Source organism: Acidovorax sp. BL-A-41-H1, assembly GCF_051942715.1.
This window is the reverse complement of sequence record NZ_JBPVJQ010000003.1, coordinates 1,288,994-1,304,766: the sequence shown is the minus strand read 5'-3', so window position 1 is coordinate 1,304,766 and position 15,773 is coordinate 1,288,994. Positions and strand designations below refer to the sequence as shown.

Annotated in this window: 15 protein-coding genes and 1 tRNA gene; 10 read left to right on the top strand and 6 right to left on the bottom strand. The window is 66.8% G+C overall.

Annotated elements, in window-relative coordinates:
• Positions 1-107: 107 nt before the first annotated feature.
• Both ACTPOI_RS06875 and ACTPOI_RS06870 read right to left on the bottom strand, forming a co-directional pair.
• Positions 108-1,166 (bottom strand): response regulator, encoded by a 1,059-nt coding sequence (locus tag ACTPOI_RS06875; protein WP_440107684.1) that lies wholly within the window; start codon positions 1,164-1,166, stop codon positions 108-110.
• Positions 1,163-4,843 (bottom strand): hybrid sensor histidine kinase/response regulator, encoded by a 3,681-nt coding sequence (locus tag ACTPOI_RS06870; RefSeq protein ID WP_440107682.1) that lies wholly within the window; start codon positions 4,841-4,843, stop codon positions 1,163-1,165. Before ACTPOI_RS06870 ends, ACTPOI_RS06875 begins: the two co-directional genes overlap by 4 nt.
• Before the next feature lie 172 nt (positions 4,844-5,015).
• Here ACTPOI_RS06870 and ACTPOI_RS06865 point away from each other — a divergent pair, with 172 nt between their 5' ends.
• The 9 genes from ACTPOI_RS06865 to ACTPOI_RS06825 all read left to right on the top strand — a co-directional run bounded on the left by ACTPOI_RS06865 (position 5,016) and on the right by ACTPOI_RS06825 (position 10,600).
• On the top strand, positions 5,016-5,318 hold the full coding sequence (locus ACTPOI_RS06865; protein WP_069103535.1) for an urease subunit gamma: 303 nt from the start codon (positions 5,016-5,018) through the stop codon (positions 5,316-5,318).
• Positions 5,319-5,342: 24 nt separating this feature from the next.
• Positions 5,343-5,531, top strand: coding sequence for a hypothetical protein (locus tag ACTPOI_RS06860; RefSeq protein WP_440107679.1), 189 nt, complete (start codon positions 5,343-5,345; stop codon positions 5,529-5,531).
• A 22-nt stretch (positions 5,532-5,553) separates the two neighbouring features.
• The gene (locus tag ACTPOI_RS06855) at positions 5,554-5,859 is read left to right on the top strand and encodes an urease subunit beta (RefSeq protein ID WP_440107677.1); all 306 of its coding nucleotides are present in this window, start codon (positions 5,554-5,556) and stop codon (positions 5,857-5,859) included.
• Between the two features lie 92 nt (positions 5,860-5,951).
• Complete coding sequence (gene ureC, locus ACTPOI_RS06850; RefSeq protein ID WP_440107675.1) at positions 5,952-7,670, top strand: urease subunit alpha; 1,719 nt, start codon at positions 5,952-5,954, stop codon at positions 7,668-7,670.
• Positions 7,671-7,680: 10 nt separating this feature from the next.
• Positions 7,681-8,178: a GNAT family N-acetyltransferase gene (locus ACTPOI_RS06845; protein WP_440107673.1), complete on the top strand. Its 498-nt coding sequence runs from the start codon at positions 7,681-7,683 to the stop codon at positions 8,176-8,178.
• Positions 8,179-8,241: 63 nt separating this feature from the next.
• A complete protein-coding gene (gene ureE / locus ACTPOI_RS06840) occupies positions 8,242-8,931 on the top strand; it encodes an urease accessory protein UreE (protein WP_440107671.1) in 690 nt (229 codons plus the stop codon).
• Positions 8,932-9,051: 120 nt separating this feature from the next.
• The gene (locus ACTPOI_RS06835; RefSeq protein ID WP_440107669.1) at positions 9,052-9,762 is read left to right on the top strand and encodes an urease accessory protein UreF; all 711 of its coding nucleotides are present in this window, start codon (positions 9,052-9,054) and stop codon (positions 9,760-9,762) included.
• Between the two features lie 50 nt (positions 9,763-9,812).
• Positions 9,813-10,493, top strand: a complete 681-nt coding sequence (ureG, locus tag ACTPOI_RS06830; RefSeq protein ID WP_440107667.1) for an urease accessory protein UreG — start codon at positions 9,813-9,815, stop codon at positions 10,491-10,493.
• A gap of 19 nt (positions 10,494-10,512) precedes the next feature.
• Positions 10,513-10,600: transfer RNA gene (locus ACTPOI_RS06825), tRNA-Ser, on the top strand.
• Positions 10,601-10,702: 102 nt separating this feature from the next.
• Here the strand turns inward: ACTPOI_RS06825 and ACTPOI_RS06820 are convergent.
• The gene (locus tag ACTPOI_RS06820) at positions 10,703-10,885 is read right to left on the bottom strand and encodes a hypothetical protein (protein ID WP_440107665.1); all 183 of its coding nucleotides are present in this window, start codon (positions 10,883-10,885) and stop codon (positions 10,703-10,705) included.
• 339 nt (positions 10,886-11,224) lie between these two features.
• Positions 11,225-12,964, bottom strand: a complete 1,740-nt coding sequence (locus ACTPOI_RS06815) for a diguanylate cyclase domain-containing protein (protein WP_440107663.1) — start codon at positions 12,962-12,964, stop codon at positions 11,225-11,227.
• A 323-nt stretch (positions 12,965-13,287) separates the two neighbouring features.
• Here ACTPOI_RS06815 and ACTPOI_RS06810 point away from each other — a divergent pair, with 323 nt between their 5' ends.
• Positions 13,288-13,659: an I78 family peptidase inhibitor gene (locus ACTPOI_RS06810; RefSeq protein WP_440107661.1), complete on the top strand. Its 372-nt coding sequence runs from the start codon at positions 13,288-13,290 to the stop codon at positions 13,657-13,659.
• Positions 13,660-13,740: 81 nt separating this feature from the next.
• On the opposite strand, the gene hemW is transcribed toward ACTPOI_RS06810, so the two are convergent.
• Both hemW and rdgB read right to left on the bottom strand, forming a co-directional pair.
• On the bottom strand, positions 13,741-15,027 hold the full coding sequence (gene hemW / locus ACTPOI_RS06805) for a radical SAM family heme chaperone HemW (protein WP_440107659.1): 1,287 nt from the start codon (positions 15,025-15,027) through the stop codon (positions 13,741-13,743).
• Between the two features lie 99 nt (positions 15,028-15,126).
• Positions 15,127-15,729 carry an RdgB/HAM1 family non-canonical purine NTP pyrophosphatase gene (gene rdgB, locus ACTPOI_RS06800; RefSeq protein WP_440107657.1) on the bottom strand — a complete coding sequence of 201 codons (603 nt, stop codon included), beginning with the start codon at positions 15,727-15,729 and terminating at the stop codon, positions 15,127-15,129.
• Between the last annotated feature and the right edge of the window lie 44 nt (positions 15,730-15,773).

Genomic DNA, 15,773 nt, shown 5'->3' with positions numbered 1-15,773 from the left:
GTGAAACGGCTGCCGCGGCCTGCGACAGCCCGGCACGGCACGGCACCGGTACGGCCCTCCTGCCGCCCGGTAGGGCAACTGCCGGCGGCCAGAAGCCGCGGCGCAACTCAGCCTTCAAACTGCGGATGCAGCTGCCGGATGCGGTTCATCGCCATGGCCGCCGCTGCCGTGCGCGTCTCCACCCCCAGCTTGGCAAACACGCGCTCCAGGTGCTTCTTCACTGTGGCTGGGCTGGCGCCCAGGATGTCGCCGATGTCGCGGTTGATCTTGCCCTTGACCACCCAGTACAGCACCTCGGCCTCGCGCGCCGTGAGCTTGAACGACAGGCTCATGGATTCGATGATCTTGGCGTCCGACACCTCGCGCATCACGATCAGCCAGTCGCCCCCCCCTGCGCTGTCACCGGCCTGCTGATGCAGCCGGAAGGTCAAGCGCCGTGCGCCCTGCTCCACAGCCAGGCGCGGCGGCTCGGCCAGCGATGCCGCCAGCAGCTCGGCTGCGTTGTCGGCCAGCACGTGGCGGCGCAGCCAGGCCTGCACGGGCTCGGGAGCCCATTGGCCAAATGCGGTGGGCGCACCGTCGGGCCCCACTTCGCCAAAGTAGCTTTGCAGCAGCTCCCGCGCCAGCGGGGTCTGCCACACGATACGCCCGTCCGACGCGCGTACGGTGATGCTGGCATAGCCAAAGGCATCGAGCGCATTGCGGGCTTCGCGCGCCTGGCGGGCGTCCTGCCGGGCCTTGCGGGCAGCGCCCAGATGCACCCCCATACGGGCCATCACCTCGCGCGGCTTGATGGGTTTGGTCACGTAGTCGATGCCACCGGCCTCCAGTGCGGCCACCAGGTGCTCCGTCTCGGTCAGCCCCGTCATGAAGATGATGGGGATGTGCGCGGTGGCGGGGTTGGCCTTGAGGCGCCGGGCGACTTCAAAGCCGTCCATGCCGGGCATCATGGCGTCGAGCAGCACGATGTCGGGCAGTGCCTGCGCGGCGCGCTGCAGGGCCGCCTCGCCGTGCATGGCCACCAGCACGGTGTAGCCCGACTCGTCGAGCGCGTCGTGCAGCACGGCAAGGTTGTCGGGCACGTCGTCCACGATCAGGACGACATCGCTGTCGGCGCGGTCAAGCATGTGGGAAGCCCCGGAGGCGGTTGCGGAGGAAACGTTCATGGGGTGGCGTCTTGCGCAAGGATCTGGCCCATGGCATCAAACTGGAACTGCTGGGCCAGCGCCCGCATGCGCTGCACAAAGGCCGCGTGTTCGGGGTGCTGGCGCTCGATGTCGGCCAGTGCATTGAGGATGCCCCGGTAGTAGCCCAGCGAGACCGACTGCGCCAGCTCCACCAGCGCTGCGGGAGGCGGGTATGCGGCCGATGCTTCGGAAGCGGCGGCGGGCAGTGCCACGGGCTGCATGGGCGCGGCGGTAGCCAGGCCCACCGGTTGCGCAGCGGCCGCGGTGCCTTCGGTCCACACCAGCTCCAGCCGCTGCTCCAGCCAGTCCAGCAGCTCGCTGTGGCGCATGGGCTTGACGATGAAATCCTCGGGGCGGATGCCCACGTCGTTGTCGAGCGCCTTGTCAAACGCGTTGGCCGACACGATGGCCATACGCGGGCCGGTGCCATCGGCTGCCGGGCCCCAGCCCTGCGCATGGATGCGGCGCAGGGTCTCCCACCCGTCGATGCCGGGCATGGCCAGGTCCATGAAGATGGCGTGCGGGCGGTAGCCGGTGGCCAGCAGGTCCAGCGCGTCATGCCCGCTGGCGGCTTGCCGCAGCTCAAAGCCCAGGGGCTCCAGCAGCTGGCGCAGCAGTTCGCGGTCGGGCTCTTCGTTGTCCACCACCAGGATGCGGCGGCGCTCGCCCGCGTAGCCGGTGCGCAGCCGCGGCGGCCGCACGGCGGGCAATGCGCTGTGCGGCAGCTTGCCCAGCGCGTCGGCATGCACCTCGGGCAAGAACAGCTTGACGTGGAAAATCGAGCCCGTACCCGGCGTGCTGGTCACCGTGAGCTCGCCGCCCATCAGCGCCGTGAGCATGCGGGCAATGGTGAGCCCCAGCCCAGCCCCGGGCGCGCCCGTGTTGCTGCTTTCGCCGCCCGCGCCCCCGCGCGTGAAGGGTTCGAAGATGCGTTCGATCTCGTCGGCCGTGAGGCCAGGCCCTGTGTCCTGCACATCGATGCGCGCCATCTCCCGGGCGTAGCGCACGCGCAGCGTGACGGTACCCTGCGCCGTGAACTTGATGGCGTTGCCCAGCAGGTTGATGAGTATCTGCCGCAGGCGCTTGTCGTCGGCCCGCACCACCTCGGGGATGACACCCTGCACGTCAAACTGGAAGGCCAGCCCCTTTGCCGCCGCCTGCAGCTCGAACAGGGCCGCCATCTCGTGCAGGCCGTCGGCAAAGCGCATGGGCGCCACATCCAGCGTGAGCTTGCCCGACTCGATGCGCGCGATGTCGAGCGTGCCCTCGATGAGCGACAGCAGGTGCTCGCCGCCGCGCTTGATCACATGCACTGCCTGCTTGCGGTGCGGTGGCACGCCCGCGTCTTCGCCCATCAGTTGCGCGTAGCCCAGGATGGAGTTGAGCGGCGTGCGGATCTCGTGGCTGATGGCGCTGATGTAGCGGCTCTTGGCCTGGTTGGCCTGGTCGGCCGCACGCTTGGCTTCCTCAGCCACCTGGCGCGCCTGCTCGGCCACGCTGCGGGCAGTCTGCAGGGCTTCGTCGGTCTGGCGGTGCAGTTCGATCTCGCGCATGAGCAGGCCGGTCTGGCGGTTGGATTCCTCTTGCGCCACCTGGCGGCTCTTGTGCGCCAGCACCAGCCACCACGCCACGATGCCCGAGATGACCAGCAGCGCCAGGTACGCCTTGAGCAGGCCCGAGCGCAAGGCCCCCTCCGGCGCAGCCAGCACTTCGGTGTCGGTCATGGCATGCGCGATGGTGTTGAGCTCCTGGTGGTACAGCAGGCCCATCACCGCCGCCAGCAGCGGCGCAATCACGAGCATCAGCAGCAGGAAGTGGCCCAGCCCGGTGTCGAGGTAGCGCCACACCGCCCGTGGCAGTACCCAGCGCAGCGCGGCAGACCACTGCACCGCCATGCTGGCGTGCGGCTTGCACAGGTCGCCGCAGCGCGCATCCAGCGTGCAGCACAGCGAGCAGATGGCGCCCCGGTAGGCGGGGCACTGGGCCATGTCGGGGCCCTCGTATTCGCGCTCGCAGACCACGCAGCGCTGCACAACCAGCCGCTGGTAGCTGTCGATGTCGGAAGCCCGCGCGCCGGGCACAGGCCCTGCCATGGGCACAGCCACCGGCGCGCTCTGCCGCGCGATGTAGTACTTGCCGCGCGTGGCCCAGGCGATCAGCGGCGCCGTCACAAAGGCCACCGCCATCGCAATCACAGCCGAGAACGCCTGCGGCAGCGGACCAAAAACGCCCAGGTGCGCGCTGATGGACACCACCGAGGCCAGCGCCATCGCGCCCACGCCCACGGGGTTGATGTCGTACAGATGGGCGCGCTTGAACTCGATGCCCTTGGGCGACAGGCCCAGCGGCTTGTTGACCACCAGATCGGCCACCACGGCCATCATCCAGGCGATGGCGATGTTGGAATACAGCCCCAGTACCTCGCCCATGGCGCGGAACACGTTCATCTCCATCAGCATGAAGGCAATGAGCGTGTTGAACACCACCCACACCACGCGCCCCGGGTGGCTGTGCGTAAGGCGCGAGAAAAAGTTGGACCACGCCAGCGAGCCCGCATAGGCATTGGTCACGTTGATCTTCATCTGCGAGATCACCACGAACAGCGCCGTGGCGGCCACTGCCCAGCCGTAGTCGGAAAACACATAGCCATAGGCCACCAGGTACATCTGGTTGGGGTCCACCGCCCGGTCGGCAGGCACCATCTGCGTGAGCGCCAGCCAGGCCAGCAGCACGCCACCCAGCATCTTGAGCACGCCCAGCACCACCCAGCCGGGCCCGCCTACCAGCACACCCAGCCACCAGCGCCCGCGCCTGCCCGGCGCTGGTGCAGGCATGAAGCGCAGGTAGTCGGCCTGCTCACCCATCTGCGTGATCAGCGCAATGCCCACGGTGAGTGCCGCACCAAACAAGGGCAAATCAAAACCAGCCCCCCGGCCAGATTCCCCACCGTAGTGCACCACACCCGCAAACGCACCAGGATCGCGCGCGAGTACGTAGCCGAACGGCACCACCAGCATCAGCAGCCACAGCGGCTGCGTCCACATCTGCAACCGGCTGATGACCGACACCCCGTGCGTGACCAGCGGTATCACCACGATGGAGCAGATCAGGTAACCCCAGGTGGGCGGGATGTCGAGCGCCAGCTCCAGCGCGTAGGCCATCACGGCCGCTTCGAGCGCAAAGAAGATGAAGGTGAAGCTGGCGTAGATGAGCGACGTGAGCGTGGAGCCGATGTAGCCAAAACCCGCGCCGCGCGTGAGCAGGTCCATGTCCACCCCGTAGCGCGCCGCATAGATGCTGATCGGCAGGCCCGCGATGAAGATGATGAGCCCCGTGGCCACGATGGCCCAGAAGGCGTTGATGAAGCCGTACTGCACCAGCAGCGTGGCACCCACGGCCTCCAGGATCAGGAACGACGCTGCGCCAAAGGCGGTGTTGGCCACCCGCCATTCAGACCACTTGCGAAAGCGCTGCGGCGTGTAGCGCAGCGCGTAGTCCTCCATGGTTTCGGTGGCCACCCAGCTGTTGTAGTCGCGCCGTACCTTCACCACCTGCTGGGGCGGCTGGGCTGCGGGCTCCTGCCCCTGCGCGGCCGGCCATGCGGCAGCTGGCGGCGCAGCGGCGGGGGTTTGCAAGGCGGTGGGGTCGGGGGTCATGGGCGGGCGGGCAAGCCCTGTTCCGTGCAGGTTCCATGCCACCGGTGGGGCCCGTGTGCGCCATGTGGCGTATGGCCGGGCATGGCGCTTGCTGCGTACGATGCCAAAGCGCTGGAAATGCGGCCGCGGTTTGCGGCTGCACGGACCATCGATCCACAGTGAGTGAAACGAAATGGAACTGACCCCCCGTGAGAAAGACAAGCTGCTGATCTTCACTGCAGCCCTGCTGGCCGAGCGGCGCAAGGCGCGGGGCCTGAAGCTCAACTACCCCGAAGCCGTGGCCCTGATCAGCGCCGCCGTGATGGAGGGCGCGCGCGACGGCAAGACCGTGGCGCAGCTCATGAGCGAGGGGCGCACCGTGCTCACCCGCGCCGATGTGATGGACGGCATCGCCGAGATGATTCCGGACATCCAGATCGAAGCCACCTTCCCGGACGGCACCAAGCTCGTCACCGTGCACCAGCCCATCGTCTGAACCGACACCCCACAGGACTGCCCCATGCTGCGCATCACCCCCACCCGCATCCGATCCACACTGGCAGCCGGCGCGCTGTGCCTGAGCACGGCCGCCGCCTTTGCCCACGAGGGCCATGCCCAGCACGGCAGCCACTGGCATGCCACCGACCTGTGGGGCTTTGTGGTGGTGGGCGTGCTGCTGGTCGCAGCCGCATGGCGCGGCCGCAAGTGATGGCACCGCACGGAGGCACACCATGATTCCAGGCGAACTGATCACCGAACCCGGCGAGCACCCGCTCAACACCGGCCGCCGCACCCTCACGCTGGTGGTGCGCAACACCGGCGAACGCCCCATCCAGGTGGGCTCGCATTACCACTTTGCCGAAACCAACAACGCCCTGGGCTTTGACCGCACGACCGCGCGCGGCATGCGGCTGAACATTGCGTCGGGCACCGCCGTGCGCTTTGAGCCGGGCCAAGAACGCACGGTGGAGCTGGTGGACTACGCAGGCGAGCGCCAGGTGTACGGCTTTCGCGGCCTCGTCCACGGCGCGCTGTAGCGTTTTCAGGCCGAATTGGCCTGTAGCGCTTGATTCATATGCACCTATTGCTATCAAAAGCATAGTAAACAAGTTTTCGCGGAGCACCCCCCATGGCAACCATTGGACGACGCGCCTATGCCGAAATGTTCGGCCCCACCGTGGGCGACCGCGTGCGCCTGGCCGACACCGAGCTGATCCTGGAGGTGGAGGGAGACCACACCCTGCGCGCAGGCAGCTACGGTGAAGAGGTGAAGTTTGGCGGCGGCAAGACTATCCGCGACGGCATGGCGCAAAGCCAGCGGACCAACGCACAAGGTGCAGCCGACACGGTGCTGACCAACGCCCTCATCGTCGACCACACCGGCATCTTCAAGGCCGACATCGGCCTCAAGGCCGGGCGCATTGCCGCCATCGGCAAGGCCGGCAACCCCGACACCCAGCCGGGCGTGGACATCATCATCGGCCCCGGCACCGAAATCATCAGCTGCGAAGGCAACATCGTCACCGCCGGCGGCATCGACAGCCACATCCACTTCATCTGCCCGCAGCAGATCGAAGAAGCGTTGGCCAGCGGCATCACCACCATGCTGGGCGGCGGCACCGGCCCCGCCACGGGCACGCTGGCCACCACCTGCACCTCGGGCCCCTTCAACATGGAGCGCATGCTGCAGGCGGCCGATGCCTTCCCGATGAACCTGGGCTTTCTGGGCAAGGGCAACGCCAGCCTGCCCGATGCGCTGCACGAGCAGATCGACGCAGGTGCGATTGGCCTCAAGCTGCACGAAGACTGGGGCACCACGCCCTCGGCCATCAGCAACTGCCTGGACGTGGCCGACGAGACCGACACGCAGGTGGCCATTCACAGCGACACACTCAACGAATCGGGCTTTGTGGAAGACACCATTGCGGCCGTGGCGGGCCGCGGCATCTGCGCCTTCCATACCGAAGGCGCGGGCGGCGGGCACGCACCCGACATCCTGCGTGTGGTGGGCGAAGACAACTTTTTGCCATCTTCCACCAACCCCACCATGCCGTACACGCACAACACGCTGGACGAGCATGTGGACATGCTGATGGTGTGCCACCACCTGGATGCCAGCATTGCCGAAGACCTGGCCTTTGCCGAAAGCCGCATCCGCAAGGAGACCATTGCGGCCGAAGACATCCTGCACGACCTGGGCGCCATCAGCATGATGAGCAGCGACAGCCAGGCCATGGGCCGCGTGGGCGAAGTCATCCTGCGCACCTGGCAGACGGCGCACAAGATGAAGGTGCAGCGCGGCAGCCTGCAGGGCGACAGCAGCCGCAACGACAACACGCGCATCAAGCGCTACGTGGCCAAGTACACGGTGAACCCCGCCATTGCCCATGGCATCAGCCATGAGGTGGGCTCGCTCGAAGTCGGCAAATGGGCCGACATCGTGATCTGGAAGCCCGCGTTCTTTGGCGTCAAGCCCGCGCTCATCCTCAAGGGCGGCCTGATCGCCATGGCCGCCATGGGCGACCCCAATGCGTCCATCCCCACGCCGCAGCCGGTGCACTACCGGCCCATGTTCGGCGCGTTCGGTGGGGCCATTGCCAAGACCTCGATCACCTTCGTGTCGCAGGCCGGGCTGGCCGCAGGGATTGGCGAGCGCTTTGGGCTGGCCAAGCAGCTCAGCGCCGTGCGCAACATCCGCAGCGTGCGCAAGCAGCACATGGTGCACAACAGCTACACGCCCAAAATGGAAATCGACGCGCAGACCTACACCGTGCGCGCCGACGGCCAGTTGCTGACCTGCGAGCCGGCCACGGTGCTGCCCATGGCGCAGCGGTACTTTTTGTTCTGAAGGCGGGGGTATGAGCGCCGTGCTGCAAGGCTTGCAGATCCGCCTCGATGACCTGCGCGACCCGCGCATCGAGGCATTCATGCAGGAGCACCTGCAAGACATGCACGCCACGTCGCCCCCCGAGAGCGTGCATGCCCTGGACATGGCCCAACTGCGCCAGCCCGAGATCCGGTTCTGGACGGCATGGATGCCGTCCGATACCGCGCCTGCACCCGGCGCGCTGGCGGGCACGGGCGCCCTCAAGCATCTGAGCGCAGGGCATGCCGAACTCAAATCCATGCGCACTGCCGCAGCAGCGCGCGGCCAGGGCGTGGGCCAGGCCGTGCTGGAGCACATCCTGGCGCAGGCAGCAAGCCTGGGCTACCAGCGCATCAGCCTTGAGACCGGCACACAGCCCTTCTTCGAGCCCGCATGGCAGCTGTACCTGCGCTACGGTTTCGCGGACTGCGCACCGTTCGGCGCCTACCAGCCCGACCCGAACAGCCGCTACATGACGCGCCTTCTGTAGGGCCAGGGCATCCACGCCACAATGCCCGCCTCGCCTTCAAGGCTCTGCAACACGCTCTTCACCATGATCCAGGTTTCCAAACTCCTTCCCCAAGGCCAGGGCCTCGCCCCGGTGCTGCTCAAGCGCGCCACCACGGTTGAACTGGACTGGGACGTCCGCCAGAAAAGCCGATTTGCCGCCACCGATTCGGCCGGGCGCGAGCTGGGCATCTTCCTGCCCCGCGGCACGCTGGTGCGCGGCGGCGATGTGCTGGTGGCCGAAGACGGCTCCATGGTCCGCGTGGTCGCAGCCCCGCAGCCCGTACTGGTCATCACGCACTGCCAGAACCACGGCACGCCGTTTGACCTGACGCGCGCGGCCTACCACCTGGGCAACCGGCACGTACCCATCGAGTTGCAGCCCGACCACCTCAAGATCGAACCCGACCATGTGCTGGCCGACATGCTGCGCGCCATGCACCTGATCGTGAAGGAACAGAACCTGGCGTTCGAGCCCGAAGGCGGCGCATATGCAGCCGGGCATGGCGGCGGGCACCACCACGGGGAGCACGGTCACGACCATGACCATTCGCACGACCCCGCGCACGATCACGGCCACAACCATGCATCCCCCGCAAAGGGCCACGCGGACGGGCACGCGCATGGCGATGCACCCTCAGCCGCCACGCCCCCGGCCCGTGGCCGCACCCTGTCCATCCCGGTGGTCGCCAGCGGGGGGCATGTGCACGGCCCGCACTGCAACCACGACCACTGAACGCCATGCAGATGTGCATTTCGCCCCCGTCCGTTCGGGCTGAGCTTGTCGAACCCGGGGCACGCACAGTGGCCACCCCAGCCGCCCGCCCTCAGCGACCCGCCTGACGAGACTTGCCCTGTGCGCCCAGACCGCCCCACCCCTCTGCCTGCAGCCAGCCTGCTGCAACTCATATGGCTCGCGTCCCCCGCGCTGCCCGTGGGCGGGTTTTCGTATTCCGAGGGACTGGAAAGCGCCATTGAGAACGCCGGTGTTGCCAGCGAGGCCGCCGTGGCCGACTGGCTGCTCGATCAGCTGCACCTGACGCAATCCCGGGGGGACATGGCGCTCATCGCCAAGGCCGTGGGTGCCTGGCGCCGCGCCGACTGGGCGCACGTGCGTGAACTGAACGACTGGGTGCTGCACACCCGCGAGACCAGCGAGCTGCGCCTGCAAAGCGAGCAGATGGGCCGGTCCATGGCCGACTGGCTGCGTAACCAGCACCAGGGCGACGCATCGCACATGCCTGCGGTGCAACACCTGGCCGCCTTGCCCCCTACCTACCCGGTGGCGTTTGCGCTCGCCGCCTCCATCACGCAAGCGCCGGTGCGCGATGTGTTGCTGGCCTACGCCTTCGGCTGGGCAGAGAACATGGTGCAGGCCGCGCTCAAGTCCATGCAGCTCGGCCAGAGCGCCGGCCAGCGCATCCTGGCCAAGCTGGCAGACGCCATACCCGCCGCAGCCGACCACGCCATCAGCCTGATGGACAGCGAGCGCCAGGCCTTCTCCCCCATGCTGGCCATCCTGAGTGCCCAGCACGAAGTGCAATATTCAAGACTTTTCCGCTCCTAGCGCTTGTCACGATTGCCCATGCAGCTATTGATTTGATAGTGAATGACACCATGACCACCACACTGCACCACATTCCGAATCGCACCAAAAACCTGCCCCCGCTGCGCGTAGGCATCGGCGGCCCCGTCGGCTCGGGCAAGACCACCCTGCTGGAAATGCTGTGCAAAGCCATGCGCGACGACTACGACCTGGTGGCGATCACCAACGACATCTACACCAAGGAAGACCAGCGCCTGCTGACGGTGAGCGGAGCCCTGCCCGCCGAGCGCATCCTGGGCGTGGAAACCGGCGGCTGCCCGCACACCGCCATCCGCGAAGACTGCTCCATCAACCTCGAAGCCATCGACCGCATGCTGGGCGAGTTCCCCAATGCCGATATCGTGTTCGTGGAAAGCGGCGGCGACAACCTGGCCGCCACGTTCAGCCCCGAATTGAGCGATCTGACAATCTACGTGATCGACGTCGCCGCTGGCGAAAAGATCCCCCGCAAGGGCGGTCCGGGCATCACCAAGAGCGACCTGTTCATCATCAACAAGACTGACCTGGCCCCCCATGTCGGCGCCAACCTGGATGTCATGCACGCCGACACCACGCGCATGCGCACCAACCCCCAGGGCCAGCTCAAGCCGTTTGCGATGACCAACCTCAAGACCCTGGATGGCCTGAACGCCGTCATCCAGTTCATCGAGACCCGTGGGATGCTGCAAAAGAGCCCGCGCGCAGTCGGCTAGAATTCGCGGCTTCGCACCCGGAGACTTGGGTGAGTGGTTTAAACCAGCAGTCTTGAAAACTGCCGACGGGCAACCGTCCGTGAGTTCGAATCTCACAGTCTCCGCCAGCTGCACCCCTCATTGAAAAAGCGCCCCAAGAGGCGCTTTTTCGTTGCTGTGCAGGCTCAGCGGGTGCGAACGCATTCCGCCTGCGGTCGATACGTCGGCGCTCAATGCTCGCCAGCTTCCTCGCTCAAAGATGTCCGTCCGGGCGACGTGCCTGAGCCATCAGACTGGTCTTGCTTGTCCTTCGGAAAGCACATCTTCGTGCCGTCCCATTGTTGGCCGCACCAGCAGTAGCCATCGTCGTTGATGATGCAGGTGCCCGTGCCGCAGCAGCGTGGGTCTTCCATGGTGTGCTCCGCTCAGGTGATGTGTTGGCCGCAGGGTACCGGACATGCGGATTCCTTGGGGCTTGGTGGGACACTGCAGACACGCGGCGCCCGACGGTTTTGCGTGCCAATGCGAAGCCTTCGTTCCCCAGGCGCCATGCAGGCAAAAAAAAGCCCGCTCTAGGCGGGCTTAACACTTGCATGGTGCAAGCGGGAGGGATGTCGAGGGGGTATCGACGGGTAAATAGTAGATGGGGCACTGGAAGCCCCCTGTAGGACAAGGCCGATTATTGGCTGGCGCGCAAGCAGGCACGGCGCAGCGCCCTGGATGGCGCCGCCCAGAAGGTGCGCCCACGGGCGTTATCCGCCAAACACCTTGGCGCGGTTGCGACCAGCGGCTTTGGCCGCGTACATGGCAGTGTCTGCCTGGCGCAAAAGCAGCAGGGTGTCCATCGGTTCAGCCCCCTCGGCGGGTGGAACCATGACGATGCCAATCGAGATGCCCACCCGCAACTGGTGGGCATCCACCGCGATGGGCTGGCTCACGGCTTCGACCAGGCGCTCGGCCAGGCGCAGGGCACCCTGCTCGTCTGCCACGCCGCGCTGCAGCAGCGCGAATTCGTCACCGCCCAGGCGCGCCACGCGGTCTTCCTCGCGTGCCACCTGGCGCAGGCGGGAAGCCACCTCGGCCAGCACCTGGTCGCCCACGGCGTGGCCAAAGCGGTCGTTCACGGGCTTGAAGCCGTCAAGGTCCATGTAGAGCACGGCCATACCCCGGCTGTGGCGCCGCAAGTCCGCGACGGCGGCGCGCAGGGCCTGCAGAAAAGCCGCCCGGTTCAGCAATGAGGTCAGCGCATCGTGGTCGGCGACATGGCGGATGCGCTGCTCGGCGGCGCGGCGCGCCGTGACGTCGGTGATGGTACGCAGCGCACCGCCGCCGGCGATGGGAATGGTCTGCACCTCCAGCACGGTGCCGTCGGGCCGGACCCGGTCGTACACGTGCAGGCGGTCAAGCCCGCCGTCCTTTTGCAGCATGGCCTGCACTTCGGGTGGAGACGGCACGAACTCGCCGCGATCGCGAAGGTAGGCGAGCACCTGCTCAAGGGTGGGGCGTGCTGCCATCAGCTCGGGCGACAGGTCCAGCAGCTCCAGCGCACGCCGGTTGTACAGCTCCACCACTCCGTCGTGGCTGATCTTGGCGATGCCCTGGTCCATGTGCTCCAGCGTAGCTTCCAGCACGATGGATTTCTCGCGCAGGCGGGCCTCGCTTTCGCGGGCACTGCGCTCGGCCTGTGCCAGCAGGTATTGCTGGCGCTTGAGCTCCGTGATGTCCACGTGGGCGTAGAAGACGGTTCCGTCGGCCGCGTCCTTGGCGATGACGCGGCACCATCGCCCGCGCGGCAGGGGCACCTCAAAGGGCGCCCCGGCAAAGCGCATGTTCTCGCGCAGGATGACGGCACCCGCACGGTGCTGGTCGTCATTGTCCAACCCGCCTGCGGCCCAGGCGCGGTGGTAGATCTCGTCAAAGGTAAGGCCCGTGACGCTGACACTGCGGCTCAGGCCGTACATCTGCACAAACGATGCATTCACCCACTGGATGGTGTGGTCGCTCGCGCAGACCATCAGGCCATCGGGGATGCGGTCGAACAGCTCGTGCCCGGCCAGCCCTGCCTTGGACGCGGACGCATCGCAGCCCGCGACCGGCAGGAAACGGACGGCAGCATCCATCTGCTCGGCTCGCCATACCCGCACGCGCCCACCTTCTGCCAGCGGCTGTGACGACGCGTGCAGATGCAGGCCGCGGTGCTCGAACTGGTAGGGCCGAAACTGCTGCCGGTGCCGCTCGATACCAGCGGCGATGTACCGGTCGATATGGCGGATTTCCTGCGCGTCCAGCCGGTGCGTGTAGAAACGCCGCAGGTTGGCAGCGTAGGGTTCCCCGACATGCACATGCCCTTCATGCTCCGGGAAAAATCGCAGGAATGTGTTGTTCCACGCCAGCGCGCGGTCGTCGGCATCAAACGCACACAGGGCAACGTCCAGCCCATCCAGCGCGTCGCCGAGGCTCTGGAGCGGACTGATAGCGGATGGCTGGAGCATGGCGTGCGGTGGCGGCAACATGACGGGAGCCGCCGGTCACCGCGGGGTGAGTCAGGTGGTTGGCGGGGCGGAACGAACGACATTTTGCCAGCGACCCCACGCACCGGGACACCCATGGGGCAGCTCGCCTGCCCGTTCCCATTTGTTGACGATTCGCCCGCTTGACGCGCAGTGCAACGCGCCAGGTTACGGATGGACACCCACGCCCCGCCTTCGTCCGCTATGGTGATGGCGTTTGTTGAACGAAGCGGCAGCATTCGCAGCAGCCTGACTGCTTACGAGATCACCAGGAAGTCACAGAGAGCACAAGGAACCCAACGACCATGACGACACGCCTTCGCACCACTGCCAGCGCCATCAGCGTGGCTGCTGCCCTTGCACTCACCGGCTGCGCCGGCTACGGGCAGCCGCCCGCCGCTGCCACCCCAGTGGCGCAGGCTCCATCCGGCCCGACCGCAACCCCTGCCCCGGTGGACGTTCCTGCAATGGCTGCGCCCTGCAACGCCCAGCCCGCGCAGTTTGCGGTGGGGCAGAGCAGCACGGCCACGGTGATGGAATCGGCCAGAGTGCGTTCAGGTGCGCAAATGGCCCGCATCCTGCGGCCAGGCCAGATGATCACCAAGGAGTTCAATGCCCAGCGCCTGAACCTGGAGGTGGACGGCACGGGGCGCATCATCGCCGTGCGCTGCGGGTAGGCGGGGGTGCCCGGCGCGGCCTGACGTTTCATTCAGGCATCGGCAATGCGCACGCCTGCCGGCCTGTGCGCGTCCATTCACTCAGTCTGCGAGAAACAGCTCCTGCAGGTCGCTCAGAAAGTCGAACCCCCGCTCGGTCGGCCGCACGCGCGCCATGTCGCGCTCAATCAGGCCCTTGCGCTCGGCGTCTTCCAGCGCCCGGGCGATGGACGTGAGCGGCAGCCCGGTGCGGGCCGCAAAGTCCTGCAGCGCAAAGCCTTCGCGCAGGCGCAGGGCGTTGAGCATGTACTCAAATGGCAGGTCGCTGCGGCGTACTTCTTCATCCTGCGCCACCGCGTGCCCTGCCAGGGCGTTGTCCATGTAGCGGCGCGGGTCGCGAAAGCGCACCTGGCGCACCACGCGGTGCGCAAAGCTCAGCTTGCTGTGGCCCCCCGCGCCAATGCCCAGGTAGTCGCCAAACTGCCAGTAGTTGGTGTTGTGAAAGCACTGGTGGCCGGGCCGCGCGTAGGCTGAGATCTCGTAGCGTGCCAGCCCCGCCTGGCCTGTCATCTCGGTGATGCGGTCGAGCATGGCGTAGGCCTGGTCGTCCTCGGGGATCACGGGCGGAAACTTGGCGAAGTAGGTGTTGGGCTCGATGGTGAGGTGGTAGATCGAGATGTGCGGCGGGCTGAGCGCCAGCGCGGTCTGCATGTCCTCTTCCAGCTCCTGCAGCGTCTGGCCCGGCAGGCCATACATGATGTCGAGGTTGAAGGTATCAAAGGCCTCGGCGGCCTCCTGCACGGCGGCCAGGGCCTGCGCGCGGTCGTGCACGCGGCCCAGCGCTTTCAGGTGGCGGTCGTTGAAGCTCTGCACTCCCACCGACAGCCGCGTGACGCCCGCCGCGCGAAAGGCGCGGAACCGGTCTTTCTCGAAGGTGCCGGGGTTGGCCTCCAGCGTGATCTCGCAGTCAGCTTCCAGTCGCAGCCGCGCGCGGATGTCGCCGATCAGCCGGTCGATGGCGGCGGGCGAGAACAGGCTGGGCGTGCCACCGCCAATGAAGATACTGTGCACGGTGCGGCCCCAGATGAGGGGAAGCGCGGCTTCCAGGTCGGCCATCAGCGCATCGATGTAGCGCTGCTCGGGTACGGCAGCCTGCGGGGCATCGGCGGCATCGCCAGCGGTCGGACCATCACCGCGGTACTCGTGCGAATTGAAGTCGCAATACGGGCACTTCTTGAGGCACCAGGGCAGGTGGACGTACAGCGACAACGGGGGCAGGCTGGTCAGCTGCAGCGTGCCAGCCCGCATGTAGTGCTGGATGTCGCGCACCACAGCAGGCGCGTTGTCGGCGTCGGGTGCAGCAGCGGCGGGAATGATGGGAATGGACATGGGAAAAATCCGGTGGGGGAAGCGCCTGGAATCTTGCCGATCACTGCCTGTCGCACGCGTCAGCGGGGATTAGCAACTCCGGTAGTTGGCGCAGGCCGGTCAGGCCAGCCAGCGCTCACGCATCAGTGCCAGCATCTGCTGCGCTGCGCGGCCGCGGTGGCTGTGGGCGTTCTTGACCTCGGTGGGCAGTTCGGCAAAGGTCTTGCCGAATTCGGGCAGGAACATGACGGGGTCGAACCCGAAGCCATTGCTGCCCTGCCGCTGCCGGGTAATCTCGCCCACCACGCGGCCGACCGCAATGAGCGGCTCGGGGTCTTGCGGGCTGCGAACGGCCACGAGGGTGCTGACCATGGCGGCACGGCGCTGGTCCACGCCCTGCATCTGCTCCAGCAGCGCCTGTACGTTGGTGTCGTCGCCCTTTTCGTAGCCAAACTGCGTGGCGTAGAACGCCGTGTCCACACCGGGCAGCCCGCCAAATGCGTCCACGCACAGGCCTGCATCGTCGGCCAGCGCGGGCAGGCCGGTGTGGGCACTGGCAAAGCGGGCCTTGGCCAGCGCGTTTTCAACAAAGGTGCGAAACGGCTCCTCGGCCTCGCCCACGCCCAGATCGGCCTGGCGCACGAGTTCTACCCCCAAGGGGGCAAACATGGCCTGCAGTTCGGCCAGTTTGCCGCGATTGTTCGATGCCAGAACGATTTTCATGGTCAAAATGGCCTGTAGCCCTTTTATTGATTGCCCTGAAAGCT